This window comes from Salinarimonas ramus (assembly GCF_014645695.1).
Lineage (GTDB): Bacteria > Pseudomonadota > Alphaproteobacteria > Rhizobiales > Beijerinckiaceae > Salinarimonas > Salinarimonas ramus.
Map to the genome: position 1 here is coordinate 375214 of NZ_BMMF01000005.1, position 25237 is coordinate 400450.

A 25237-nucleotide genomic window follows, 5' to 3' on the forward strand; every position below is an offset into this window, starting at 1 on the left:
ACGAGAATGGCGGAAGAGGGACAGCGCCTTCGCCTCGGACGCGGCCTCGCCGCGCTCATCGGCGACATGGGGGACGACGACGAGGCGGTGGTCGATCGCGGCCGCGGCCAACGGCGCGTACCCATCGAGTTCCTGCGGCCGAACCCCCGCAACCCGCGCAAGACCTTCGCCGAGAGCGACCTGGAAGATCTCGCGCAGTCCATCCGCGAGCGTGGGATCATCCAGCCCATCGTCGTGCGTTCCCTGCGCGGGCTGGAGGACGCCTTCGAGATCATCGCCGGCGAGCGGCGCTGGCGGGCGGCGCAGCGCGCCGGCCTGCACGAGGTCCCGATCGTCGTCGTCGAGGCGGACGACCGGTTGGCGCTGGAATACGCCATCGTCGAGAACGTTCAGCGCACCGACCTCAACGCGCTGGAAGAGGCGGCGGGCTACGACAAGCTCATCGCCGATTTCGGCTACTCGCAGACCGAGCTCGCGCAGGTCATCGGCAAGAGCCGCTCCCACGTGGCGAACACGCTGCGGCTGATGAAGCTGCCGCAGAGCGTCCAGGACAAGCTCTCGTCCGGCCTGATCAGCGCGGGGCATGCCCGCGCCCTGCTGGCCGTGAAGGACCCCGAAGCCGCGGCCGAGCGGATCGTCGAGCGCGGGCTCAACGTCCGTGACGTCGAGCGCCTCGCCCGCGAGGAGGAGGCGGTACCCGGCTCCGGTGCCCGTGGCGGCCGTCCCCGCTCGGAGAAGGACGCGGATACGCGAGCGCTGGAGCAGGCGCTCACGGAGACGCTCGGCCTCGAAGTGAGCATCGCCGCGAAGCCCAGTGCGCCCAACGGAGAGGTGCGTATCCGCTACGCCAGCCTGGAGCAGCTCGACATGCTCTGCCGCGCCCTGCGCGGCGGGCGCTGATCGGCGGGCGAGGGCATCATGGCGAAGGCACAGCGCCCGAACCGCGACGCCTTCGCGATCTACCGCCCGATCCAGACGCGCTGGATGGACAACGACGTCTACGGTCACGTGAACAACGTCGTCTATTACAGCTATTTCGACACGGCCGTGAACGGCTGGTACGTCGATGAAGGACTGCTCGATATCGCGACGAGCCCGGTGATCGGGCTCGTGGTGGAGACGGCTTGCTCGTATTTCGAGAGCGTCGCGTTTCCGGATGCGCTAGAGGCGGGGATCGCGGTGGAGCGGCTGGGCACGTCGTCCGTGACCTACGCAGTGGGGATCTTCAAGGCGGGCGCGCCCTGCGCCGCGGCAGCGGGGCGCTTCACCCACGTTTTCGTTTCACGTGAAAATGGGCGTCCGGTGGCGATCCCGGACGAGATGCGCAGCGCGCTGGAGCATCTGGCGAAGTAGACCGTCGCCTGACCGGCAGCCATCTCGCGGCGCCCTTCCGCTCGCCCCCACCGGTCCGCTTCGCGGCCCACTTCCCCTGCGGGGTCCCCTCCGGGGCCCCGTAGGGGATGTATCGATATCGCGCTCTGCATCGACGTCGATGACGGGCACCGACCCGATACCGCCCCACGGGGCGGTCGGCGAGCGCAGCGAGACGGGTGGGGGCGAGAGCGGTCTGCGGGATTTCACCCCACCTGGAGTGCGGGCTCCGGCTCGGCGTCGTCGTGGGCGAAGCGGAGCATGACGCGGGTGCCGCGGTGCGTGGGGTCGAACTCGAGGCGCGACTGCAGCGCGTGTGCCATGGACTTGATGATGCGGGTGCCGAGGCCGCTGCCGGTGGGCGGCTCCTCACCGCGCCAGCCGGCGCCGTCGTCCTCCACCACGAGCCGGGCGATGCCCGTACCTTCGCGGGCGAGGAGAACGCGGACCTCGCCGCCGGCACCGGCGGGATAGGCGTATTTCACCGCATTGGTGACGAGCTCGGCGACGATGACGCCGAGCGACACGGCCTTGTCCGTGGGCATCGGCACGCCGTCGGCGGTGACCTTGAGCACGTGATGCTCGCCCTGCGCCTGGAGCGCGGCGCCCAGCTCCTCGATCAGCCCGCGCAGATAGGCGTCCATGGACACGGCGCGGATGTCCGGCGACGTGTAGAGCCGGCGGTGGATCTGCGCGATGGCGGTGATCCGCGACTGCGTCTCCACCAGCACGGAGCGCGCGCCCGGATCGGTCACCAGCGACTTCTGCATGGAGACGAGGGAGGAGACGAGCTGCAGCGAGTTCGCCACCCGGTGGTTCACCTCGCGCAGGAGCATCTCGGCGCGGTCGCGCTGCTCGCGCACCTCGCGCTCGGCCGCCTCCTTGGCGCGGCGCACGGCCTCCTGGCTGAGCGCCTGACCGATGGCGGCGACGAGCAGGTCGAAGAAGGCACCGCCGACGTCCTTGACGATGTAGTCCGCGGCCCCGGCCTTCAGCGCCGCGACCGCGATGCGCCCCTCGTCGGCGCCGGTGACGTAGAGGACCGGCGGCGGGTCGTCGACGGCGCGGATCTCGGCGAGGACCTCGAGCCCCTCCTTGCCGGGCATGAAATGATCGAGCGCGACCACGTCGAAGCGCCCGGTCGCCAGCGCGGCGACACCGGCTTCCCCGCCCAGCGCGACGGTCACCGCGACGCCCTTGCGTGAGAGCGTGCGCTCGACCAAGCGGCCGAAGGCGGAATCGTCGTCGATGTAGAGAAGGCGGACGCCTTCGAGCTTGTAGGGCACGGTCGTCAGGCCTCGGGCACCTGCATCACGGAAAGGAAGAGGCCCAGCTGGCGGATGGCCTGGGCGAAGGTTTCGTACTCCACGGGCTTGGTGATGTACACGTTGCACCCGAGATCGTAGCAGCGCTGGATCTCGCGTTGGTCGTCGGTGGTCGTCAGCACGATCACCGGTGCGCGCCGCAGACGCTCGTCGGCCTTGAGCTGAGCGAGGATGTCGATGCCGCTCATGTCGGGCAGGTTGAGGTCGAGGAGCACGAGGAGCGGCCCGTTGGCGCGCACGTGCTCCTGCATCAGGTGCGCGAGCGCCGAGGTTCCGTCGACGAAATGGACGATCTCGTTGTTCACCCCCGCGCGCCGGACGTTCTTCTCGATGAGGCGCGCATGGCCCTCGTCGTCCTCGACCATGATGATGGTGACCGGCTGGGCACTCATGCCGCTTCCTCTTTCTCGTGCGCGGGACGCTCGGCCGCGTCCTCCAGCACTTTCGGCAGTGTGACGGTGAAAGTCGAGCCCTCTCCCGCCTTGGAGGCGACCTCGATCGTGCCGCCGAGGCGGCGCACGAGGGCGCGGGTATGGGCGAGGCCGATCCCCTCGCCCGGCACGTCCTGACGACCGGCACGGCGGAAGAGGTCGAAGATACGCTCGAAATCGTTCTCCGAGATTCCGCGCCCGTTGTCCGCGACGGCGATCTCCACGAGGGGCCCGGCATCCGTCGCGTGGACGCGCACGCGCCCGGGACGCGACTTGTCGAGATACTTCACCGCGTTCTCGACCAGATTGCCGAAGATCTGTTCCAGAGCGAGCCGATCGGAGGAGATCGTCGGCAGGGGGCCGATCTCGAGCTCGGTGTCGCGCTCCACCAGCTGGTGTGCGAGGCTGTCGCGCAGGTTGCCGACGAGCTGGCCGAGATCGACGGTCTCGGGCACGAGCACGCGCCGACCCTCGCGGGACAGCTTGAGGATCGCGTTGATCAGCCTGTCCATCTTCTGCGTCGAGGCGCGAATGAAGCCGAGCGCCTCCGGCAGATCCGTCTCGATGGCGCGCCGCGCGTCGTCGCTCGCGATCTCCGGCGCCTTCTCCGCGACGTCCGCGAGGAAGGCTTCGACGTCCAGGCGCACCGCGTCGAGCTCCGCGGTGAAGCCCATCACGTTGACGAGCGGCGCGCGCAGATCGTGGCTGACGATGTAGGCGAAGCGCTGAATCTCCTCGTTCGCCGCCGACAGTTCCGCGGTGCGCGACTGCACGGCGCGTTCGAGGTTGACGTTGAGCTCGGCCAGCCGCGCGCGGGCGCGCTCGAGCTGCGCCGTGCGCCGCTCGACGCGATGCTCCAGCGTCTGGTTCAGCTCCTCGAGATCGACCTGCGCCTTCTCGGCGAGATCGACCGCGCGCGCCTGGCGCACGCTCGCCGCCGTCAGCAGTCCCGTCGCGAGGAGGCCCGCGAGGAAGATGAAGGGCGTGAACACGCGCGGCGAGGCGCCCTCGAAGACGGGGGTCGTCTCGAGCACCACCGTCCAGGGCTGGTCGGCGATGACGATCTCCTCGACGGCACGAAAGCCGAGGCGCCCGCGGTCGAAGGTCTCGCCGGTGCGGTAGAGAAGCGCGTCGGGAGACGTGGACGAGCCGTCGTAGACCGCGAAGTCGAGCTCGGTGCCGAGCCCCTGCGACAGCGCACGGTCGAAGAGGTTGCGGGCGCGGAAGGGGGCGTAGACGAAGCCCTCCAGGAGGGCGCGGCGCGCCTCGATCGTCTCGGGAATGGCGCCGCCGGCGAAGACCGGCAGGTAGATGAGGAAGCCCGGCTGGACGTCCTGTTCCATCTCCTGGATGAGCGTGACGCGGCCCGACGCCGTGGAGCGGCCGCGGTCGCGGGCGCGCGCCATGGCGGCGCGTCGGGACTCCTCGGAGGCCATGTCGAAGCCGATGGCCTGGAGGTTCCGCGCGTCCTCCGGCTGGAGGTAGACGATCGCCGTGCGCAGATCGCGCTGCGGATCGGTCTCGTCGGCGCTCGGCCAGACGGCGAAGCCCTCGACGCCCTGTGCGCGGAGGGAAGCTTCCAGCGCCGCCTCCTCGCCGGGCTCGACGACCGCCGTGAAGCCGACGCCCTGGACGCCGGGATACTCGTCCTCGATGCGCATGCGCCGAATGAGCGCCGCGAAATCGGCGCGGTCGCCGGTGCCCTCGGCCGCGAAATGCGCCGCGACGCCGCGCAGGAGCCCGACATACAGACGCATGCGCTCGTCGATGGAGATGACCCGCTGGGCGACGAGCGACTGGAAGCGCTGCTCGTCCCGCTCGGCGGCGATGCGGTCGTAGGCGAAGCCGGCGAGCATCGTGCTCGCGAGGCCGATGACGAAGACGGCGGCGGGTGCGAGGAGATTGCGCCCGGACAGGCGCGGCAAGCGCGCGAGAAGCCCCCGGCTCTTCGCCTCGCGGGCGTCGTGACGCCGCGCGGCGTTGATGTCGTTCATCCGTCTCGTCTCGATCGCTACCGGTCGGGTTCGCAGCCCGGTCGGCGCAGGACGCGCGACGGGCCAGAGACAACGCCGAAGCCCGCCTGCGGTTCCAAGCGTGCGACGATGTTTTCACGTGAAAAGTGGCCGGCGATGAGCCCGGTCCCGCGTCAGCGCAGCCGCTTCAAACGCGCGCTCACCCGGTCGAGATAGCGTTCGCGCTCCTCCCGGCTCGCCGAGTCCATCTCGTGGAGGCCCATCCAGAAGGTCTCGCAGCGCGGCGCGAAGAGGACGCCCAGCCCGGTGAGCAGCATGCGCCGTCCGGGCATGCCCATGAACCACCACCACCAGCGCGGCGCGCCCAGCGTCGAGATCGCGCCGAGGACGCGGATGTTCGTGAGCAGGCGGGAGATCGGCTTGCCTTTCTCCGGCATGCCGAAGGTGGCGTGGGGCACGAACACCCGCTCGACCCAGCCCTTGAGCATGGCCGGCGGTCCGTACCACCAGGTCGGGTAGACGAAGATCAGCGCCTCGCAGGCCTTCAGCCGCGCGAGGTGGGCGGCGACCGGCGCCTCGTTGACGCCCGGCTCGTGATAGGCGCGCCGTTCGTCCGCCGAGAGGACGGGGTCGAAGCCCTCGGCGTAGAGGTCGAGGAGATCGACCGAATGCCCCGCCGCTTCCAGAGCGCCGACGGCGCGGTCGCGCACCGCCGCGTTGAAGCTCTCCGGCACCGGATGGCAATAGACGAGGAGAACGCGCATCAGACCCCCGCGAGCGTCGCCTGGACCCGGTCGAGGAAGGCCTTGCGGCTCTCGGGCGTGGCGTTGTTCATGTCGTAATGGGCGAGATAGGCCGCCTTCGCGCCGGGCGCCGCGAGCACGCGCAGCATGCGCATGACGCAGCGCCGCGGCGGATCGCCCATGAGGAAGGCCCGCCAGCGCGAGGCGCCGTAGGTCGTCACCGACATGAGCAGGCGGATGTTGCGCAAGGCCGGCGCGACCTTGCCGTCGGCGATGACGAAGCTGACGCCCGGCAGGAAGACCCGGTCGAGGAAGCCCTTGAGGATCGCGGGGAAGCCGAAGTTCCAGACCGGGTTGACGAGAACGAGCCCGTCCGCGGCCTCGAGCCGCCGCACGTAGTCCTCGACCGGCATGCGGTTCGTCGGCGTCTCGTGATAGCCCCGCCGCTCCGCGAGCGAGAGCACCGGGTCGAAACCCTCCGCGTAGAGGTCGCAATCGTCGACCTCGTGACCCGCGGCGGTGAGCGTTGCGACGACGGTGCGATGGAGGGCCGCGACGTAGCTCTCCGGGTCCGGATGCGCGTAGAGAACGAGGATGCGCATGTCAGGCGCTCCCGCCCTTCTCCTTCCCTGTAGGGGAAGGTGGCGCCGCGCGTAGCGCGGTGACGGATGGGGCGCGCGGGACGCGCGTTCGGCGCAGCCGAAAAGACGGTTCGATGCCGCAAACCAAGGCTTCCGCTGCGCGGAACGCGTCGCTGCGCGCCGCGCCCCATCCGTCTCGCCGCTTCGCGGCGATCCACCTTCCCCTACCGGGAAGGAGAGAGGGGCGCGCAGCGCTCTGCGTCGCGATCATCCTCACGCCTCCGCCAAGCCGCGGAAGAGGAAGGTCTTGCCGGAGCGGTAGTCGTAGCTCGGGTCCTCCCAGGCGATCATCTTGCCGGGGTTGAGCAGCCCCTGCGGGTCCGCCTCGCGCTTGAAGGCGAGCTGGACCTCGTCGGTCTGCTTCATGCCGCCCTCTTCCAGCGTGTAGCGGTGGGGATTGAAGATCGGCGCGCCCATCTCCTCGTGGATCGCCATGATCTCGTCGAGCCGCTCCTCGCTCGTGAAGCGCACGAGCGGCAGGCCGAAGCAGGTGACCTTGCCGTCGAACTTCACGAACTCGAGGTGTGCCGGCAGCTCGTCGCCGAAGCGCTCGTGGATCCTCGTCACGAGCTCGACCTGGTTCGGGAACGGGTAGAGGACCTGGAGATAGGTGATCGTGGGATCGTCGCGCAGCGCGCGCAGGGTCGTGTGGTTCCAGGCGAGCTCGAAGACCGGCGGCAAGCCCTTGGCGTCCTCCGGAGCGAGCGTGTCGTTGCGGAAGAGCAGCTCCGAGCCGCGATGCCGTGCGGCGAAGGCGAGGTAGGGCGTGAGCGCGAAATCCGCGACCATGGCGAGCACCAGATGCTTCTCGCGCGGCAGGTACTTGCGATGGCGCTTGAAATGGTCGTGCGGCACGGGTGCCGCCACGACGGCGAGCTCCTTGAGGAGGAGCCCGTCCTGCTCGCCCGCGGAATTGGCGAACTCGGTCGCCTCGCGCAGCGTGTCGAAGCCGTGGATGACGTCGACCCAGGCATAGGCGGGGGTGAGCGGCATCTCGACCTTGGTGATGATGCCGTTGGTGCCGTAGGCGTGCGAGACCTTGTGCAGGTCGTCGCCCGTGAGGGTCAGGACCCGCGGGCTCGCCTCCATCGTCACCACCTCGAGCGAGATGATGTTGCCCGCGTCCCGCAGCCCGCCCCAGCGGATCGAGCCGACGCCGCCGGAGCCGCCGGCGATGAAGCCGCCGATGGAGGCGGTGTGGTAGGTCGAGGGATGGAGCCGGATCTCCTGGCGCGAATCGGCGCGGGTCGTCTTGTCCATGGCCGCGACGACGGCGCCGGGCTCGGCCACGACGCGCCCGTGATGGATCTCGGTGACCGCGTTGAAGAGCGAGAGGTCGAGCACGATGCCGCCCGAGAGCGGCATGGCCTGCCCGTAATTGCCCGTGCCCGTTCCCCGCGGCGTCACCGGGATGCCGAGGGCGAAGGCGACCTCGAGCGTGCGCACCACCTCGTCGCGGCTCTTCGGCGAGACGACGACGTCCCCGCTCACCTCGTCGAGCTGGCGCTTGAGCGTCGGCGAGTACCAGTAGAAGTCGCGGCTCTTCTGCTTGACCAGCGCGGGGTTCGTCTCGGTCTTGATGCCGTCCAGCCGCGATACCAGGCCGTCGATGTCGTAGCGGGCGCTCATGGTCACTCCTGTAGGGGGCTCGTCGTCTCGGGCGCGTCGTCGTCTCTCAGCGGTGCATCAGGTCGTCGAGCTCGGCATAGTCGGGCGGGCGCGCGTCGAGGGGGCGGCCGGCGAGGACGACGAGCCGATCCGATTGCGGGCGCGCCAGGAGCTCGTCCATGGAGCGGGCGCGCACGAGGACGAAATCGGCGGCGTCACCCGCCTCCAGCCGGCCGGCACGATCGAGACCCATGATGTCGGCGGGCGTCGCCGCGATCGCGCGCAGCCAGTCGCGCCCCGCGTGATCGAGATGGAGGATGCGCGTCGCCTCGCGGAAGACCTCGATCGGGTCGAGGTCGCCGTAGGCGTAGAACGGATCGCGCGTGTTGTCCGAGGCGACCATGACGGGCACGCCCGCGGCCTTGAGCTCGTGCAGCGGCGCGACCCCGCGATGGCGCGGCGTGCGGCCGTCCGCGCGGTCCTGGAGGTACATGTTGCACATCGGCAGCGACACGACGGCGATGCGCGCCTGCGCCACCTTGTCGATCACGCGGGTGAACTCGGTGTCGTCCATCGTGGCGAGCGCGCAGCAATGGCCGGCGAGGATGCGCCCGGGGAAGCGGTTGCGGATCGCGGCATCCGCGATGCGCTCGAGCGTGCGCGCCTCGGGGGCGAGGCTCTCGTCCACATGCAGGTCGAGGTCGAGGCCCTCGGCGGCGGCCGCCTTCATCATGATGTCGAGGGCGAGGTCGAGGCGCTCGCCCGGCGCCTCGCCCAGGAAGGTGACGCCGCCGAGCACGCCTTCGTAGCGCGCCGTCGTCGAGACGATCTCGTGGAAGGCGCCGGGATCGTCGTGGATCAGGTCGAGGGGGAAGAGCGAGGCCGCCTGCAGCGTGAGGATCCCCCGCCAGGTCTCGCGCATCTCGGCGAAGACGGGCCAGGAGATCGCCGTCTGCCGGCCGAACGAATCGAGATGCGTGCGCAGCGCGCCCGTGCCGTGGGCGAGCGCGCAGCGCAGCGAGAAGTCCATGCGCCGGGCGAGGTCGTCGGCGCTCCAGCGCGCCTCGCGATCCTCGCCCGCCGCGGAGAGCGCACCGGCGAAGGTGCCGTCGGGATTGGGCTTTCGCGGCCAGATGTGGCCCTTGTCGATGTGGGTGTGCACGTCGACGAGCCGCGGCAGCAGGATGCGCCCGTTAAGATCGACGCGCGGCAGGTCGTCCCCGTCGAGATGGAAGCCGCCGGCGGGACCGATGCCGGCGATGCGCCCGTCCTCCACGACGACGTCGATGCGCGCGAAGCCGTCGGCGTCGCCCGCGATGCCGGAGGCCTGGACGAGACAGAGCGGCGAGCGCGCGTTCTCGATGCGCCAGGCGCGCGCGCCGGCGATCTCGGGCGGTAGCGCCGGCGCGTGGGACGCGAACGGATCGGGCATCAGCGCTCCTCCGAGAGGGCGCTCTCGTGCCAGCGCCGCAGCAGGAGATGCGACACGGTGGAAAGCGCGAGGAAGATGACGACGCCCGTGGCCGAGAGAAGCGCGAGGGCGGCGAACAGGCGGGGGATGTTGAGCCGGAACTGGCTCTCCAGGATGCGATAGGCGAGGCCCGAGCCGGCGCCGGCGGAGCCCGCGGCGATCTCCGCGACGACGGCGCCGATGAGCGCGAGGCCGCCGGCGATCTTGAGCCCGGCGAGGAAGTAGGGCAGCGCGGCGGGCCGGCGCAGGTACCACAGCGCCTTCACCCGCGAGAGGAAGCGCCCGAGCCAGGGCGGCGCCCAGCGCGGCTTCGTGGCGCCGTAGAGGTCGAACAGCTCCAGCAGGTTGCGATCCACCGACTGGAGGCCGAGCGTCGTGTTCGACAGGATCGGGAAGAAGGCGACGATCCAGGCGCAGGTCAGGACGGCGGCCTCCTGCGGCATGTAGATGAGCAGCAGCGGCGAGATCGCGACGACGGGCGTCACCTGCAGCACCACCGCGTAGGGATAGAGCGAGTATTCGACGAGCCGCGACAGCGACAGGAGCACGGCCAGCCCCACGCCGCCCACGACGGCGAGGAGGAGGCCGAGGAAGGTCGTCTGCAGCGTCTGGACGAGCGAGGTGGCGAGCACCGGCCAGTCCGAGATCAGCGTCTTCAGGATCAGGGTCGGGGCGGGCAGGATGTAGTGCGGCACCTCGTAGGCGACGACGTAGCGCTCCCAGCCCACGATCACGAGGGCGAAGACCGCGAGCGGCAGGGCGATGCGCAGGATCTTGGAGCGATCCCGCGCCGCCGCGGGGGCGGCCGCGCCGCGGGTCTCGGCCCGAGTATGTTCGCGGGTCTCGCCCCGCGCATCGCTCACGGTGCCGCCGACGACGGCTCTGGTCTCGCTCACGCCCACGCTCCGCTCACTGACACGTCATGCACTAGAGATGCTCCTGCGCGCCCATGGCGCCGTGGAGTGCGGCGCTCGCCTCCCGGCAGAGCCTGCCGTAGAGCGGCGTCGTGCGAAAGGTCTCGTCGCGGGGGATCGGCTCCTCGACGGGGATCTCGGCGACGATCCGTCCGGGCCGCGCCGCCATCACCACGATGCGCGTGGAGAGGTAGACGCTTTCGTAGACCGAATGCGTGACGAACACGATCGTGCAGCCGAATTCCTGCTGCAGGCGCAGGAGGTCGTCGTTGAGCTTGAACCGCGTGATCTCGTCGAGCGCGGCGAAGGGCTCGTCCATCAAGAGGATGCGCGGGCGCAGCGACAGCGCGCGGGCGATGGAGACGCGCATCTTCATGCCGCCGGAGAGCTCGCGCGGATAGGCGTGGGCGAATTTCGACAGGCCCACGAGCGCGAGGGATGCGTCGATCGCCTCCTGCGCGCGGGCGCGTGCGACGCCGCGCAGGCGCAACGGCAGGAAGACGTTGTCGGCGACGCTCGCCCACGGCATCAGCGTCGGCTCCTGGAAGACGAAGCCGATCTCGCCGCGATGGTCCTCCCCCGTGCCGCCGCCGGCCCAGGCGACGCGGCCGGTCGAGGGTGCGACGAGGCCGGCGAGGATGCGCAGAGCCGTCGACTTGCCGCAGCCCGAGGGGCCCAGCAGCGAGACGAACTCGTTCTCGCGGATGTCGAGGTCGAGCCCGGAGAGCGCGACGGTTCCGTTGGCGAAGGTCTTGTCGACGCCCTCCAGGGCGACGAGGGACGGTGCCCGGCTCGGTGGCTGGTCGGGGGCCGGCCTGGCCTGTATCGCGCTCATCGGCTCGGGTCTCTGCTCCCGTCTCGCATCGTGTCGCCGTCTACCGGGGGCGAGCCGGTCGTCGTCTCGCCCCCGGTCTCGCGGACCCGGTCTCCCGTCACTGCGCGGGGCGCAGCTCCAGGCCGACGCCCTTGTTGACGAAGTCGAGCGTGTAGGCCTGCGTGTAGTCGAGGTCGGCCGGGAAGAGGCCGGCGGCGACCATCTTGTCGAAGAAGCTCTTCATCCGCTCGTCCGTCATGGCGCCGATGCCGAGCTCCAGCGCCTCGCCTGAATCGACGATGCCGTATTCCTTCATCTTCTCGATGGAATAGGCGATCTGGTCGTTCGTCATCTCGGGGTTGTCGGCCTTGATCATCTCGTTGGCGGCGGCGTTGTCGCCGTAGAGATAATTGTACCAGCCGATGGCCGAGCCGTCGACGAAGCACTGGACGACGTCCGGCTCGTTCTCGACGAGCTCGCGGCGGGTCTCGATCATGGTCGAATAGGTGTCGAAGCCGTAATCCGCGAGCAGGAAGACGTTGGGCGTGATGCCCGCCTCGCGCTCCACCGCCAACGGCTCGGAGGTGAGGTAACCCTGCTGCACCGCGTCCGTGTCGGCGATGAAGGGCGCCGGGTTGAACGTGTAGGGCTTCGTCTGCTCCTCGGTGAAGCCGTACTCGGTGATCAGCCACTGATAGAAGGTCGCGAGGCCCTCGCGGCCGACGTAGATCGACTGGGAGTCCTTCAGGCTCTCGAACGTGTCGTGCACGCCCGGATGCGACATCAGGATCTGCGGCTCCTTCTGGAAGGAGGCGGCCACGACGAGCGTGGGGATGCCCTCCTGGATCGCCGAGAAGGACTGGATCATGTTGCCGCCCATGTAGAAGTCGATGCGGCCCACCGGCAGGAGCATGCGGTTGTTCGCCTGCGGCCCGCCGGGGACGATCTCGACGGACAGGCCGCATGCCTCGTAGGTGCCGTCGGCGACGGCCTGGTAATAGCCGCCGTGCTCGGCCTGGGCGACCCAGTTGGTGCCGAAGCGCACCTCGCGCAGGTCGCCGTCCTGGGCGTTCGCCGGGACCGCGAGGATCGGGACCGCGAGGACACAGAGCGCGAGCGTGGAGACGGCTGCGGCCAGCGCCGCGGCGGGTGAATGCGTCATCGTTGCCTATCCCTGCCAGTTCGAAATGCCTAAGGCGTGGGCATGCCCATCGCGCCGGCTCGCATCCTCGCGAGCCCAGCCGCGCTTGGCAAGGCTCGTGCCGCGCGCCGCGCGACCGCGCGGGTGCGGCGGGAACGCACAGGCCGAGATTGCGAGGCGGAGAATCGAGCGCCGCGACGCGACGGCGCAGCGCGCGCCGTCCGCTTCGACGAACGCACCTCTTCCCAGCGCGCGCGACGCGGCATAGACTTTCCTCATGAGCGAGCTCGTCACAGGCATCAGGCATGCGAAGCCGGCCGACGCCGGCGCCATCTCCCGGGTCTTCGACGCGGCCTGGCGGGAAGCCTATGGCGGCATCATCCCGGGCGTCGCGCTCGAGCGCATGATCCAGCGGCGAGGCCCGCGCTGGTGGGCCTTCTCGCTGCGCCGCGGGCGACCGCTGGCCGTGCTCGACGTCGGCAAGAAGATCGTGGGATACGCCTCCTACGGCCGCTGCCGCGACCGCGCGCTGCCCGCCGAGGGCGAGGTCGACGAGCTCTACCTCGCACCGGAATACCAGGGCGTCGGTCTCGGCCGGCGGCTGTTCCGGGCGGTGCTCAACGATCTCGACCATCGCGGTGCGCGCAGCGTGGCGGTCTGGTCGCTCTCGCAGAACGAGCGGGCCTGCGCCTTCTACGAGCACATGGGCGGGCGGCTCGTCGCCCGCGGGAAGGAGCGCATCGGACCCGATGCGCTGCCCAAGCAGGCCTACCTGTTCGAGCGCTGATCGCACCACGCCCGACGCGAACCGGCGAAAGTCGTCCTTGTGCGGCGCGGCGTCCGCCGCTACTCAGCGCGCGACCGCAAGACTCGCGCCCACAAGACCCGCGGCGCGCGAGACGTGCCCGCGAGAGGGAGAACCGGCATGCGCATCGATGCAGTGTCCATCGGCAAGAACCCGCCCCACGAGGTGAACGTCATCATCGAGGTGCCGATCGGCGGCGAGCCGATCAAGTACGAGCTGGACAAGGCGGCCGGCACGCTGGTCGTCGACCGCTTCCTCTACACCTCGATGCGGTATCCGGGGAATTACGGCTTCGTCCCGCACACGCTCTCCGACGACGGCGATCCCGTCGACGTGCTCGTGGCCAACACCCGCGCCATCGTGCCCGGCGCGATCATCGCCGTGCGGCCGGTGGGCGTGCTGATCATGGAGGACGAGGCGGGCCAGGACGAGAAGATCATCGCCGTCCCGACGACGAAGCTCACGCGTCGCTACGAGAGCGTGAAGACCATCACCGACATGCCGAAGATCACGCTCGAGCAGATCGAGCACTTCTTCACGCACTACAAGGACCTCGAGCCCGGCAAGTGGGTGAAGATCGTGCGCTGGGGCGATGCCGAGGAAGCGCTGCAGATGGTCTCGAAGGCCATCGAGAAGGGCAAGGCCACCAAGCCGCAGGGCTGAGCGCGGGTGCGACGCAGGGCTAGGCAAGACGGCGTCCGCCGCATAGGCTGACATGCGAGCGTAGCGTCCTCGTGCGGCGGGACGGCGGCGTGCGGTGCCCGAGCGCCGCGCCTGCCCGCCCCGATCACGCCGCAACCGACCTCGAGAGCCCGACCTTGCCGACCCTGTTCCGTTTCGTCGTCCTGATCGGCCTCCTCGCGGGCCTCGTCTATGCCGGCATGTGGGCGCTCGCGCTCTTCGTCGAGCCGGAGATCCGCGAGATCTCGACGACGGTGCCGCCCTCGCGGCTCGCCCCGCGATGAGCGCGCGCCCCGCCGCGACGCGCCGCAAGGCGGGCGATTGGCGGCTCGTCGGGCTCTTTCTCGACATGCTCGCTGCCGAGCGCGGCGCCGCGCGAAACACGCTCGACGCCTATTCCCGCGATCTCGACGATTATCTCGATTATCTCGCGCAGACCGGCACCGCCGCGATCGAGGCGCGGGCGGAGACGATCCGCGGCTTCCTCGCCTCCATCGCCGAGCGCGGGCTCGCGGCGTCGTCGAGCGCGCGGCGGCTCTCGGCGGTGCGGCAGTTCCACGCCTTCCTCCTCGCCGACGGGCACGCGGCGCACGATCCGACGGCGGCGGTGGACGGCCCCAAGCTCGCCCGCGGCCTGCCGAAGACGCTCTCGATCGACGAGGTCGACCGGCTGCTCGCCGTCGCGAGCGAGGCCGCGGAGCGCGCCGACGCGACGCCCAAGGAGCGGCTGCGAGGCTTGCGCATGCGCTGCCTGCTGGAATTCCTCTACGCCACGGGGCTGCGCGTCTCCGAGCTCGTCGCGCTTCCGCGCAATGCCGCGCGCGCCCGCGAGCGCGCCATCGTGGTGCGCGGCAAGGGCAACAAGGAGCGGCTCGTCCCGGTCACGGAACCGGCGCGGGCGGCGGCGCAGGATTATCTCGCCGCGCTCGAGGAGGCGGGGGCCGCGGGGCCGTGGCTGTTCCCGGCGGACAGCGAGAGCGGGCACCTCACCCGCCAGGCCTTCGCCCGCGACCTCAAAGCGCTCGCCGGCGCCGCCGGAATCCCGGCGCGGCTGGTCAGCCCGCACGTGCTGCGCCACGCCTTCGCCAGCCACCTCCTGCAGAACGGCGCGGATCTGCGCGTCATCCAGGAGCTGCTCGGCCACGCCGACATCGCCACGACGCAGATCTACACCCACGTGCTCGACGAGCGCGTCGCGGCGATGGTGCGCGACCTGCACCCGTTGGCGGATGCGCGGCCGGAGGCGGCTACACGGGAAGCGGAGGAGTAGTGCGGGGTAAGGTGGGAGAGACCGCCGATCGGGCGGCCCGCCCCCTCCCCACCCTCCGACCCTCGGGTCGTCGTCCTCCCCTGCGGGGAGGAGGCGCTCGTATCCTGCGGGGAGGGGGTGCTCGTTTCGTCTCTCAGGTGATCACGCTGGGCTCGGCGCGGCCGGTGCGGGGCTCGATCTCGGCCACGGCGCGGGCCGCGGCGACGACCTCCGCCAGCGCGTCCGCGACGTCGAGGTCGTGGCGGCCGTCGGCCGGCTCGTAGCGCTCGAGATAGACCCGCAGCGTCGCCCCCGCCGTGCCGGTGCCCGACAGGCGGAAGACGGCGCGGCCGCCATTGGCGAAGTAGATGCGGATGCCCTGGCTCTCCGCCACCGAGCCGTCAACCGGATCGGTGTAGGCGAAGTCGTCGGCGGCCTCGATGCGCAAGCCGGCGGCTTCGCTGCCGGGAAGCGCGGGCAGGCGCGCGCGCAGGTGCTCCATCAGCGCGGAGGCCGCCTCGGCGTCGACCTCCTCGTAATCGTGGCGCTGGTAATAGTCGCGGCCGTAGCGCGACCAGTGCGCGCGCACGAGGGCGTCGGCGCTTTCGCCCGTCTTCGCGAGAATGTTCAGCCAGAGCAGCACGGCCCACAGCCCGTCCTTCTCCCGCACGTGGAAGGAGCCGGTGCCGGCGCTCTCCTCGCCGCAGATCGAGATCATGCCGGCGTCGAGGAGATTGGCGAAGTACTTCCAGCCGGTGGGCGTCTCGTAGGCCTCGACGCCGAGCGCCTCCGCCACGCGGTCCGCGGCGCGGCTCGTCGGCATGGAGCGGGCGACGCCTTTGACGCCGTCGGCATAGCCCGGCGCGAGATGCGCGTGAGCCGCGAGGATCGCCAGCGAATCGGAGGGCGTCACGAACATGCCGGGCGCGACGATCATGTTGCGGTCGCCGTCGCCGTCCGACGCCGCGGCGAAGTCGAGCCGGTCGGGCCCGGTCATCAGCGATACCAGCTCCGCGTTGTGCACGGGGTTGGGGTCGGGATGGTGCCCGCCGAAATCTGGCAGCGGCGTGCCGTTGACGACCGTGCCCTCCGGCGCGCCCAGACGCTCCTCGAGGATCGCCTTGGCGTAGGGTCCGGTGATGGCGCTCATCGCGTCGAAGCGCATGCGAAAGCCGCGGGCGAACAGGGCGGCAATGGCGTCGAGGTCGATGAACTGCGCCATCAGCTCGGCATAGTCCGCCACCGGATCGACGATCTCGACGAGCGTGTCGCCGACGCGCATCTCGCCCAGCGAGCCGAGGTCGAGGTCGGGCGTGCGGACGATGCGGTAGGCGTTCATCGTCTTGGTGCGGGCGTAGATCGCCTCGGTGACGCTCGCGGGCGCCGGGCCGCCGTGGGAGACGTTGAACTTGATGCCGAAATCGCCGTCGGGCCCGCCGGGATTGTGGCTCGCCGAGAGCACGATGCCGCCCGCCGCCCTGCGCTTGCGGATGAGCCCGGAGGCGGCCGGCGTCGAGAGCAGACCTTCCGCGCCGACGACGAGGCGCCCGACGCCGTTCGCCGCCGCCATGCGGATGATCGTCTGCACCACCTCGCGCACCAGATAGCGGCCGTCGCCGCCGACGACGAGGGTCGCGTTCGGCTTGTCCTCGACGCCGTCGAGGATCGCCTGCACGAAGGTCTCGACGTAATGCGGCCGGCGGTACGCCGCCGTCTTCTTGCGCAGCCCCGACGTGCCCGGCTTCTGGTCCTGGAAGGGGGTGGTCTCGACGGTCTCGACGGCGATGGTCATGCGATCTCCCGTGGTGGGTTGCTCTTCGCGCGCAGCATAGCGATCACGGCGCGCGGTTCCATCCCTCGTGAACGCGCGCGAGCGCCTAATCGATCGGCGCGCCGCCCGCCGCCGCGGCGGGGCGCCGCGCGGCGAGACGCTGCCAGGCGAGCCCGATGCCCACGAGAGCGAGGCCCAGCCCGATGAAGGAGAGGGCGCGCATGACGCCCTCGAGGTTCGCGAGATCGACGAGGAAGACCTTCACCACCGCCGCCGCGAGGAAGGCGACGCCCACGAGGCGGGCGCGGCGCACGTCGCGCAGGAGGCCGTAGGCCAGCGCCGCCAGCGCCAGCGCGACGAGGGCGGCGGAATAGGCCCACATCTCGCCCTCGGTCGGTACTCGATCGATGCCGATCTGCGCGCCCTGCGCCGCGTGGCGGATGGCGAGCGCGATCCAGGCGCTGCCGAGCGCCAACGCGAGCCAGCCGGCGGCCTCGACGAACCAGGCGGGACGCACGGCGCGCGCCGCGCGAGCGAGGATCGCCGCGAGGATCGCCGGGAGCGCGTAGGCGAGGGCGAGATCGTTGAGGAGGGGCGCTCCCGCGATCGCATCGTCGGTCACGAGCGGGTTTGCCGCATAGGCGAGGCCGAAGACGACGAAGGCCATGGAGAGCGCCGCGAAGGCGAGGCTCGCGACGCCCGTCACCGTGTCGCGCCGAGCGAGGTCGAGGCGCGTTGCGAGAACCGAGAAGGCGAGGGAGGCGGTGGCGAGGAGCCCCATCTCCACGTGGCTCGTGGTCTCGGCCAGGGGATCGCCGCCGTGGAGCGCATGGCGGATCTGGAAGAACACGAGGAAGGCGCCGAAGACGAAGGCGAGGCTCTCGGAAAAGCGCGAGATCCCGTCCCGGCGGGTGCGGTCGAGGAGGCGCGCGGCCAGCGCGAAGGCCACGGCCGGCACGCCGTAGCCGACGAGGAGCCAGTTGAGCAGGATCGTGCGGCCGGGATCATCCGCGACGGTCGGATCCTCCACGAGGCGCATCAGGACGACGAAGCCGAGCACGCCGACGGCCCAGCGCAGCGTCGGGATGCGCGTGCGGTCCGCGACCCACGCGCTTCCCGCCGCCGAGAGCGCCAGCGCGACCGTGAGGAGGCCGCGATCGAGCGTGAAGACGAGGCCGGCGGAGAGCGCGGCGAGGGCGGCGGCCGCGGCGCCGGCGAGCAGGAGACGTCCGGGCGTCTCGCCGTCCTCGGCCCCGACGAGCGGCTGCAGGCGCACGGCGAGCGCGGTGTAGGCGACGGCGAGCGCCGCGGCGCCCAGCGTGAAGGGCAGGGCCGGCGCGGCGTCGAGGCTGCGGAATTCGTCGGTGAGCGCCCAGTAGATCGTCACGAGGACGAGGAGGGGCGTTCCCGACGCCGCGGCGGCGAGGGCGGCCGCGGGCAGGCGCAGGAGCGGCGTGCTGTGCAGGAGGCGCGCGCCCGCGGCGGCGGCGATGGCGAGGGCGGCGATCGCGCCGAAGGCGAGGAAGGTCTCGAGCGCCTCGGGCCAGAGCACGCGGGCGACGCCGCCCGGCACGACGCGGCGCGGCTCCTCCGCGATCTCGTAGGCCACGGGCCAGGTGACGAGGCTGCCGGCGACGATCCCCGCGGCGAGGAGCGCGGCGCCGGCGGCGGGAGCGTAGCGCACGGCGCAAGCGGTCAGGAGCGCGGCCATGGCGCCGGCGAAGGCGATGCGGGCCGTGGGTCCGACGTCGCCGCTCGAGAGCGCCAGGACCGCGAGACCGGCGAAGCCGGCGAGGACGCCCGTCGCCACGCGGTCGAGGGACGGGCGCGGCGCGCGGTCGCGGCCGTAGGGCAGGGCGACGAAGGCGCCGGCGGCGAGCGCCGTCTGGACGAGGACGTGGACGAGCCCCGGCGCCGTGTCGCCGAAGGCGAGGACCGTGAGCACGAGCGCCCACAGGCCGGCGCCGACGGCGGCGCCGATCGCCAGCCAGCGCCAGCGGCGCAGGCGCGCCACGCCGTAGGCGGCGATCGCCACGAAGGCGAGGTAGATCGGCAGCGGCCACAGGCTCGGATCCGCGCTCGAGACGAGGAGCGGCGCGGCGAAGCCGCCGAGCAGCCCGATCGCCGCGAGCGCCGGCCCGTGCAGGGCGGCGGCCAGCATGGTCGCGAGCGCGATGGCGCCGAGCAGCACGAAGGCGAGGGCGGGCCCGATGAAGCCGTAGAGCGCGAAGGCGGCGTAGACGACGGCAAAGGCGGTGGTCGCGCCGGCCGCGGTCAGCGCGCCGGGCGCGTAGGCCGAGCCGAAGGCGGGGATCGGCGCCGTGCGCCGGCGCAGGACCTCGCCGCCGGCGATCAGGGCCGCCGCGAACAGCGCGCCGAGGAGGACGCGGGCGCCGGGCCCGAGCAACCCGGCTTCGATCGAGGCGCGCACGAGGAAGACGCCGCCGAGCGCCAGCGCCAGGCCGCCGATCCACACCGCCCAGCGCGTGCCGAATCGCTCCTCCAGCCCCTGCCGGGCGGCGATCGGCAGGTCGGCGGGCTCCTGCGGCATTTCGGGCGCCGTGTCGGCGGGAGCGTCGGAAGCGTGCTCGGGCTCGGGAGGCGCCTGCTCTTCCACCGCCGGCGGCGTCTCGACGGCCGTCTCCACCGGCGTCGGCGCGGAGGCGGGCGGCGGTTCGCGCCGAAGCTGGACGAGGGCGCTCTCCGCGAGCCGGAGGCGGCTCTCCAGCGCCCGCACCCGCTGGCGGGTGTTGTAGGCCATCACGAAGGCGACGATGGCGAGGATCGGCAGGGCCAGGATCGCGAGCCCGATCAGGATGAACAGGATCTCGTCGTCCATCGCCCGCCCCCAAGTGACCGCGCCGAGCCGACCTCGCTCCCTGCCGGCCGGGGCCACGCTTACCGCAAGATCGCCCGGCGCGCCATCAGGTCGCAGGCGAGCGATAATGCTCCCGGTACCAGGCGACGAAGCGGCGAACGCCCTCCTCCACCGGCGTCGCCGGGCGATAGCCGGTCAGCGCCTCGAGCAGATCGGCCTTCGCGAAGGTCGCGACGACATCGCCCTTCTGCATGGGCAGGAGCGTGCGCTTCGCCTCGACGCCGAGCGACGCCTCGATGGTCTCGATGAAGGGGAGGAGCCCCACGGGCTGGCCGCCGCCGATGTTGACCACGCGCCAGGGTGCGGCCGGCGAGAGCGAATCGCCCTCGGTCACGGGCTCGCCTTCCCGGGGCGCGACGTCGATCAGCCGCACGATGGCCTCGACGAGGTCGTCGATATAGGTGAAGTCGCGCTGCATCGCGCCCTCGCCGTAGACCTCGATGGGTCGGCCCTCCAGGATCGCGTGCACGAACTTGAAGAGCGCCATGTCCGGCCGGCCCCAGGGGCCGTAGACGGTGAAGAAGCGGAAGGCGGTGGTGGGCACCTTCCACAGGTGGGCATAGGCGTGCGTCATCTCCTCCGCCGCCTTCTTGGTCGCGGCGTAGAGGGTGAGCGGGTGGTCGGCGTGGTCGCGCTCCCCGAAGGGCATGGCCGTGTTGGCGCCGTAGACCGAGCTGGTCGAGGCCAGGAGGAAATGCGCGGGCGCGTGCCGGCGCACGCCCTCCATGACGTTGAAGGTCCCCGTGAGGTTGGCGTCGACATAGGCGCGCGGGTTGTCGAGGGAATAGCGCACCCCGGCTTGCGCAGCCAGGTGGACGACGACGTCCGGCCTCGCGTCGTCGAAGGCGCGGGCGATGGCCGCCTCGTCCTCCAGCATGATCTCGTGGGCCACGAAGGCGTTGGAGCGGCGAAGGCGCGCGTGTCGCGCCTGCTTCAGCGCGACGTCGTAATAGGGCGTCATGCCGTCGATGCCGGTGACGAGCCAGCCCTCCGCCAGGAGGCGTGCGGCGACGTGGTAGCCGATGAAGCCGGCGGTGCCGGTGACGAGAGCTCTGCGGGGCGTCTGCGACGAGCCGGTCGTGAGGGACATGGGACGGCGCCTCCTTGCGAGCGGGTCGATAGCCCGTCCGCACCGCAGTCACAACGCACGAGGCCGCGGAAGGGGGCCCGTGAAGGTGCGTGCGTCGCCGCGGCATCCTGCGTCCGGGGGCTGTTTCACGGGAAACAGGCGGTCCTTTCCGCATGCCGCGTGGCGGGCGCCCGCTTTCCGCCACACCGGCGCGCGACGAAGCCGCCGAGCGGGGATTCGCCGTCTTTCGCGGCGGCGTGATGGCCGCGGAACGCTCTCGCATGGCCGCGCGTCATGTCCGTCACCCGTTCTCCACACCGTGTGACGAATGCGACGGCGGACCTCCCCCGGGGCGAACGTCAACCTGGACGTAACCGATGTTAGGGTGCAAATGAAAACGAAGCGGCTCGCGCGTACGCGTTCAGGCGAAAAGCCGATATCATGACCGGTCCCGGAGAGACGTCGCATCATGTCTGACGCGTTCACCGCCCTCGCCGCGCTCGTCGCGCTCGGCACGCCGCTCGTCGCCGGGCCGGTGGGCGTCGTCGACGCCGATCCGGTCATCGCGCTGCACGGCACCGCCGAGGCCGGCGCCTCGCGCTCCATCGAGATCGCCTATCGCGACGGCGAGACCGCCGGGCGCCTCGGCGTCGATCGCGCCACCGTGCGCTTCGAGGACCTGCCGGAGGACTTCGTGCAGGCCCTCGTCGCCGTCGAGGACGCGAGCTTCGAGCGCCACATGGGCCTCGATCCCGCCGGCATCGGCCGCGCGGTCGTCGGCGCGCTCGGCGGTCGATCGGATGCGGGCGGCGGCTCCAGCCTGACGCAGCAGCTCGCGAAGAATGCGCTGGTGGGCGATTCCGCCACGCTCGAGCGGAAGGTCGCCGAGGCGATCGCCGCCGTCATGACCGAGAGCGTCGCGACGAAGGAGGAGATCCTCGAGAGCTACGCCAACGCCGTCTATTTCGGCCGGCGCTCGGACGGCGCCGCGAATGCCGCGCAGAACTGGTTCGGACGCGACTGGGACGCCCTCGCTCTCTCCGAGAACGCCTTCCTGGCCGGCGTCCTGCGCGCGCCGTCGGGCCTCGACCCGCTGCGCAACGAGGAGCGCGCCCGCGCCCGTCGCGATCACGTGCTCGACCGCATGGCGGAGGTGGGCTTCATCACGCCGCAGCAGCGCGACGCCGCGCAGGCGGAGCCCATCGCCGTCGCGCCGCCCCCGCCCCCGCCTCAGGCGGGCCCCTCGCCGTCCGATCCGGATTACTGGGCCCTGTCCGAGGCGCGGCGCTTCATCGGCATCGGCCCCTATCTCGATCAGCCGGAGGGCCGGCCCTTCGTCACGACGCTCGACGCCGAGGCGCAGGCCATCGCGCAGCGCGCCCTCGACGCCGTGCTCGAGCCGGTGAACCGCCGCCTGCCGGACGCGCCGCTCGGGCGTCTGCCGGAGCGCGCCCTCGATCGCGCCGCGAGCAACCCCGATTCGCTCTGGCTCGCCGCCGACCGCGTGGTCGCGCGCCTACCCGAGGGCGTCGTGCGCGTGATCGTCGGGCGCGACGGGCTGATCATCGAGCCGCGGGAGACCGTCGACACGACGGGCGCCACCCAGGCGGACGCCCCCGCCGCGCCGACGCCGCAGGTGCCCCGCGGCGCGGAGCTCGGCGACGTCTTCGCGCTCTTCCCCGACGGCGAGGTGCGTGGGCGCCCCCGCGTCCAGGGCGCGCTCGTCGCCATCGATCTGAATACGAACGAGCCCATCGCCTCCGTGGGCGGTACGCGCAGCTGGGCGAGCGGCTTCGATCGTACCCGCGCGCAGCGCCAGCCGGGCTCCTCGTTCAAGCCCTTCGTGTGGCTCGCGGCCCTCGACGGCGGCGTGCGCCCGCAGGATTGGGTGCTCAACGGCCCCATCGCGGTCACCATCGGCACCGAGGTCTGGTCGCCGGGCAATTACGACGGCGGCGGCGGCAGCTACGTGCCCGTCTTCACGGCGCTCGAGCGCAGCTACAACCAGGTCGCCGCCCGCCTCGCCATGCATGTCGGCATGGAGGAGGTGCGCCGCGTCGCCGTCTCCGCGAGCCTCTATCCGCCGGACGAGCGCGGGCTGCTCTTCCCCTCGGCCTCCATCGGCGCCGTGGAGACCTCGCCCTATCGCATGGCACTCGCCATGGCGAACCTCGATCCGCGCCGCAGCGACATTTCGAGCCGCGAGAACCTCGAGGCGCTGGAGAGCATGATGCGCGGCGTCGTCGTGCGCGGCACCGCCGCGGGCGCCTTCGCCAACGGTCCTTCGGGCGTCATCGGCAAGACCGGTACGTCGCAGGAGCATCGCGACAACTGGTTCGTCGGCCGCACGGGCGACATCGCCTTCGCCGTCTGGATCGGCCGCGACGACGACGATCCGCTGCCCTCCATCAACGGCCGACGCGCCACCGGCGGCTCCTTCGCGGCACCCATCGCGGCCTCCTTCATCCGCGACGCGCGGGCGGCGGGCATCATCTCCGAGGAGATCGAGACCTCGCTCTTCGCCCGCGAGGAGGCGCCCTACTGGATCGAGCCCGAGCAGCCGCAGCCCGAGCCGCAGCCCGATCCGCGCGGCGGCGGCTGGTGGGCCGGCGGCGGTGGCGGCTGGAACGGCCAGCGCTCGGATCCCTATGCCGGCGCGGCGCCGGCCGATGCATGGAGGCCGGGTTGGGCCCAATGAGCGGTACGTTCGGACATCGCGGAGCGAACCTCCTCTCGAGCGCGAGACTCCGCGCCGGCGTCGGCCTTCTCGCGCTCGTGCTCGGCGCGGGCCTCGTGCCCCAGGTCGCGAGCGCGCAGACCGCGCCGCCGGTCCTGGGTCAGCCCAACCCCGCCCAGGTGACCCCGCCTGCGCGTGCGGCCGCGCCGGACGGGACGCTGGCGCAGTTCTTCCTCGACGCGCACCCCGTCTTCGGGCTCGCGACCTGGACCGGCATCGCCTGGGACGGCGCGCCCGTCACCGTGCGCCTGCCCGCCGGCCATCCCCTCGCCGATGGCACGACGGGCGAGAGCGTGCGGCTCCAGCCGGAGCTCGTCGCGAGCGGCCTGTCGCTCCCGATCGGCTGGCGCGACACGCGTCTCGCCGCGGCGAACGCCTATCTCGTGGGCGATCACCTCGTGCTCGAGGGCTTCACCCTCGCCAACGAGGGCGGCACGCTGGCGGCCGACATCCTCGTCCTCTCCGCGGACGCGCTGCGCACGCTCGGCGCCGCCGCGACCGGCGAGATGCCGGCGGCGGCCGAGCCCGCGGACGTCGTGGTGCAGGACCTCGTCGTCGAGGTGCGCCGTGGCGTGGCGGACGCCGCGCGCGGCAGCTTCGCGTCGCGCTTCGCCGCCGACCACCTCGTGCTCACCGGGCTCGTGGCGCGGGCGGAGGCGGACGATGCGGAGGACCGTGCGGCGATCCCCGCGCTCGACATCGCCGGCTTCTCCGCGCGGGACCTCTCGGGCGCGGCGCGCTTCGCCGGCTCGGCCGAGTTCTCGCTCGGCGCGCTCACCCTCGACGGCTCGCCGCGCAGCCTCACCGGCCTCGCGCAGGCGGCGCTCGGCCTCGCCGATCCGGAAGAGGACGACGCGCCGCGGCTGTTCTCGCTCTCGTTCGAGGACCTGCTGCTGCGCGCCCGCCGCGCCGGCTCCGAGCCCGCTGTCATCGTCGCCGACGAGGGCGCGCTGCGGGTGAGCCTCGGCTCCTCGGCGTCGCGCGCCAACGCCTCGCTGCAGGGCTTCAAGGCCTCGGCGGCGCTCCTCGCCGGCACGCCGGCGGAGGAGCAGGCCCGCACCATCGCCGCCGCCGTGACGGCGGAGGGCGGCGCGGCCGGGCTCGAAGGCGGCCCGCATCTGAGCCTCGACGTCGAGGCGGACGCCGTCCTGCGGCCGGGGCGCCTGCGCGTACGGCTCGTGTGCCTCGACGCGCCGGGCCTCGCCGACGCCACCGCCGCGCTCGATCTCGAGATAGCCGAGGAGGCCGACATCGCCGATCTCGGCGTGCGCGACCTCGCCCGGGCGCGGGCGCGCGAGATGCGCGTCGCCATCGTCGATCACGGGCTCGTCGACATCGTGAGCGATCTCGCGGGGCGGCCCCTGTCGGAGATGGCCGGCGAGATCGCCGCCTCGCTCGTACAGGAGATCGCCGGCCTGCCCGCCCCGGTGGCGCGGCTGACGACGGCGCCGCTCGTCGGCGCGGTCCAGACGCTGGAGGAGGACGGCTCGCTCGCCGCGACCGCGCCGAGCGCCGGCCCGGTGCCCCTCGCCGCCGCGGGGCTGCTCGCTGCCGCAGGCACGGTGGAGCCGGGCGATCTCGACGATTGCGCCCGCTGAGGGCGTCGCCTCCCGGC

22 protein-coding genes are annotated in these 25237 nt (G+C 71.7%); 8 read left to right on the forward strand and 14 right to left on the reverse strand.

Translation table 11 applies throughout. The features are described 5' to 3' along the window. Window positions 1-6 precede the first annotated feature (6 nt). Together IEX89_RS10775 and IEX89_RS10780 are read left to right on the forward strand one after the other, a co-directional pair. Window positions 7-900 (forward strand): ParB/RepB/Spo0J family partition protein, encoded by an 894-nt coding sequence (locus tag IEX89_RS10775; RefSeq protein WP_188912625.1) that lies wholly within the window; start codon window positions 7-9, stop codon window positions 898-900. Between the two features lie 18 nt (window positions 901-918). Next, complete coding sequence (locus IEX89_RS10780; RefSeq protein ID WP_188912627.1) at window positions 919-1353, forward strand: acyl-CoA thioesterase; 435 nt, start codon at window positions 919-921, stop codon at window positions 1351-1353. 224 nt (window positions 1354-1577) lie between these two features. Here the strand turns inward: IEX89_RS10780 and IEX89_RS10785 are convergent, their stop codons facing one another. The 11 genes from IEX89_RS10785 to IEX89_RS10835 all read right to left on the reverse strand — a co-directional run bounded on the left by IEX89_RS10785 (window position 1578) and on the right by IEX89_RS10835 (window position 12711). Next, window positions 1578-2657, reverse strand: a complete 1080-nt coding sequence (locus IEX89_RS10785; RefSeq protein ID WP_188912628.1) for a sensor histidine kinase — start codon at window positions 2655-2657, stop codon at window positions 1578-1580. A gap of 5 nt (window positions 2658-2662) precedes the next feature. Further along, window positions 2663-3088 (reverse strand): response regulator, encoded by a 426-nt coding sequence (locus IEX89_RS10790; protein WP_188912630.1) that lies wholly within the window; start codon window positions 3086-3088, stop codon window positions 2663-2665. Further along, the gene (locus tag IEX89_RS24255; protein ID WP_210317614.1) at window positions 3085-5121 is read right to left on the reverse strand and encodes a sensor histidine kinase; all 2037 of its coding nucleotides are present in this window, start codon (window positions 5119-5121) and stop codon (window positions 3085-3087) included. Before IEX89_RS24255 ends, IEX89_RS10790 begins: the two co-directional genes overlap by 4 nt. A gap of 152 nt (window positions 5122-5273) precedes the next feature. Then, the gene (locus IEX89_RS10800; protein WP_188912632.1) at window positions 5274-5864 is read right to left on the reverse strand and encodes an NAD(P)H-dependent oxidoreductase; all 591 of its coding nucleotides are present in this window, start codon (window positions 5862-5864) and stop codon (window positions 5274-5276) included. Continuing rightward, window positions 5864-6445: an NAD(P)H-dependent oxidoreductase gene (locus IEX89_RS10805; RefSeq protein ID WP_188912634.1), complete on the reverse strand. Its 582-nt coding sequence runs from the start codon at window positions 6443-6445 to the stop codon at window positions 5864-5866. Before IEX89_RS10805 ends, IEX89_RS10800 begins: the two co-directional genes overlap by 1 nt. A 252-nt stretch (window positions 6446-6697) precedes the next feature. Beyond that, window positions 6698-8113 (reverse strand): FAD-binding oxidoreductase, encoded by a 1416-nt coding sequence (locus IEX89_RS10810; RefSeq protein WP_188912636.1) that lies wholly within the window; start codon window positions 8111-8113, stop codon window positions 6698-6700. Between the two features lie 46 nt (window positions 8114-8159). Continuing rightward, window positions 8160-9524, reverse strand: a complete 1365-nt coding sequence (locus IEX89_RS10815; protein WP_188912638.1) for a cytosine deaminase — start codon at window positions 9522-9524, stop codon at window positions 8160-8162. Continuing rightward, window positions 9524-10426 (reverse strand): ABC transporter permease, encoded by a 903-nt coding sequence (locus tag IEX89_RS10820; RefSeq protein WP_188912785.1) that lies wholly within the window; start codon window positions 10424-10426, stop codon window positions 9524-9526. Before IEX89_RS10820 ends, IEX89_RS10815 begins: the two co-directional genes overlap by 1 nt. Before the next feature lie 64 nt (window positions 10427-10490). Further along, window positions 10491-11312 (reverse strand): ABC transporter ATP-binding protein, encoded by an 822-nt coding sequence (locus IEX89_RS10825; protein ID WP_188912640.1) that lies wholly within the window; start codon window positions 11310-11312, stop codon window positions 10491-10493. Window positions 11313-11409: 97 nt separating this feature from the next. Continuing rightward, window positions 11410-12453, reverse strand: coding sequence for an ABC transporter substrate-binding protein (locus IEX89_RS10830; RefSeq protein ID WP_188912642.1), 1044 nt, complete (start codon window positions 12451-12453; stop codon window positions 11410-11412). Between the two features lie 6 nt (window positions 12454-12459). After that, complete coding sequence (locus tag IEX89_RS10835) at window positions 12460-12711, reverse strand: hypothetical protein (RefSeq protein ID WP_188912644.1); 252 nt, start codon at window positions 12709-12711, stop codon at window positions 12460-12462. Between IEX89_RS10835 and IEX89_RS10840 the strand changes: the two genes are divergently transcribed. The 4 genes from IEX89_RS10840 to IEX89_RS10855 all read left to right on the forward strand — a co-directional run bounded on the left by IEX89_RS10840 (window position 12710) and on the right by IEX89_RS10855 (window position 15188). Next, the gene (locus tag IEX89_RS10840; RefSeq protein ID WP_188912645.1) at window positions 12710-13219 is read left to right on the forward strand and encodes a GNAT family N-acetyltransferase; all 510 of its coding nucleotides are present in this window, start codon (window positions 12710-12712) and stop codon (window positions 13217-13219) included. The two genes, IEX89_RS10835 and IEX89_RS10840, sit on opposite strands and share 2 nt — an antisense overlap. A gap of 138 nt (window positions 13220-13357) precedes the next feature. Continuing rightward, complete coding sequence (ppa, locus tag IEX89_RS10845; RefSeq protein WP_188912647.1) at window positions 13358-13900, forward strand: inorganic diphosphatase; 543 nt, start codon at window positions 13358-13360, stop codon at window positions 13898-13900. A gap of 155 nt (window positions 13901-14055) precedes the next feature. Further along, window positions 14056-14202 (forward strand): histidine kinase, encoded by a 147-nt coding sequence (locus tag IEX89_RS10850; protein WP_188912649.1) that lies wholly within the window; start codon window positions 14056-14058, stop codon window positions 14200-14202. After that, window positions 14199-15188 (forward strand): site-specific tyrosine recombinase, encoded by a 990-nt coding sequence (locus tag IEX89_RS10855; RefSeq protein ID WP_188912651.1) that lies wholly within the window; start codon window positions 14199-14201, stop codon window positions 15186-15188. Before IEX89_RS10850 ends, IEX89_RS10855 begins: the two co-directional genes overlap by 4 nt. Before the next feature lie 133 nt (window positions 15189-15321). On the opposite strand, the gene IEX89_RS10860 is transcribed toward IEX89_RS10855, so the two are convergent. From IEX89_RS10860 to IEX89_RS10870, 3 genes are all read right to left on the reverse strand, one after another. Continuing rightward, window positions 15322-16959, reverse strand: a complete 1638-nt coding sequence (locus tag IEX89_RS10860; protein WP_188912653.1) for an alpha-D-glucose phosphate-specific phosphoglucomutase — start codon at window positions 16957-16959, stop codon at window positions 15322-15324. A gap of 85 nt (window positions 16960-17044) precedes the next feature. Beyond that, the gene (locus IEX89_RS10865) at window positions 17045-19777 is read right to left on the reverse strand and encodes a DUF2339 domain-containing protein (RefSeq protein WP_188912655.1); all 2733 of its coding nucleotides are present in this window, start codon (window positions 19775-19777) and stop codon (window positions 17045-17047) included. An 85-nt stretch (window positions 19778-19862) separates the two neighbouring features. Next, entirely contained in the window at window positions 19863-20906 is a 1044-nt protein-coding gene (locus IEX89_RS10870; RefSeq protein ID WP_188912657.1) for an SDR family NAD(P)-dependent oxidoreductase, read from the reverse strand. A gap of 448 nt (window positions 20907-21354) precedes the next feature. Between IEX89_RS10870 and IEX89_RS10875 the strand changes: the two genes are divergently transcribed. Both IEX89_RS10875 and IEX89_RS10880 read left to right on the forward strand, forming a co-directional pair. Continuing rightward, entirely contained in the window at window positions 21355-23583 is a 2229-nt protein-coding gene (locus IEX89_RS10875; protein ID WP_188912665.1) for a transglycosylase domain-containing protein, read from the forward strand. Beyond that, window positions 23580-25220 (forward strand): hypothetical protein, encoded by a 1641-nt coding sequence (locus tag IEX89_RS10880; protein ID WP_188912667.1) that lies wholly within the window; start codon window positions 23580-23582, stop codon window positions 25218-25220. Before IEX89_RS10875 ends, IEX89_RS10880 begins: the two co-directional genes overlap by 4 nt. Window positions 25221-25237 lie beyond the last annotated feature (17 nt).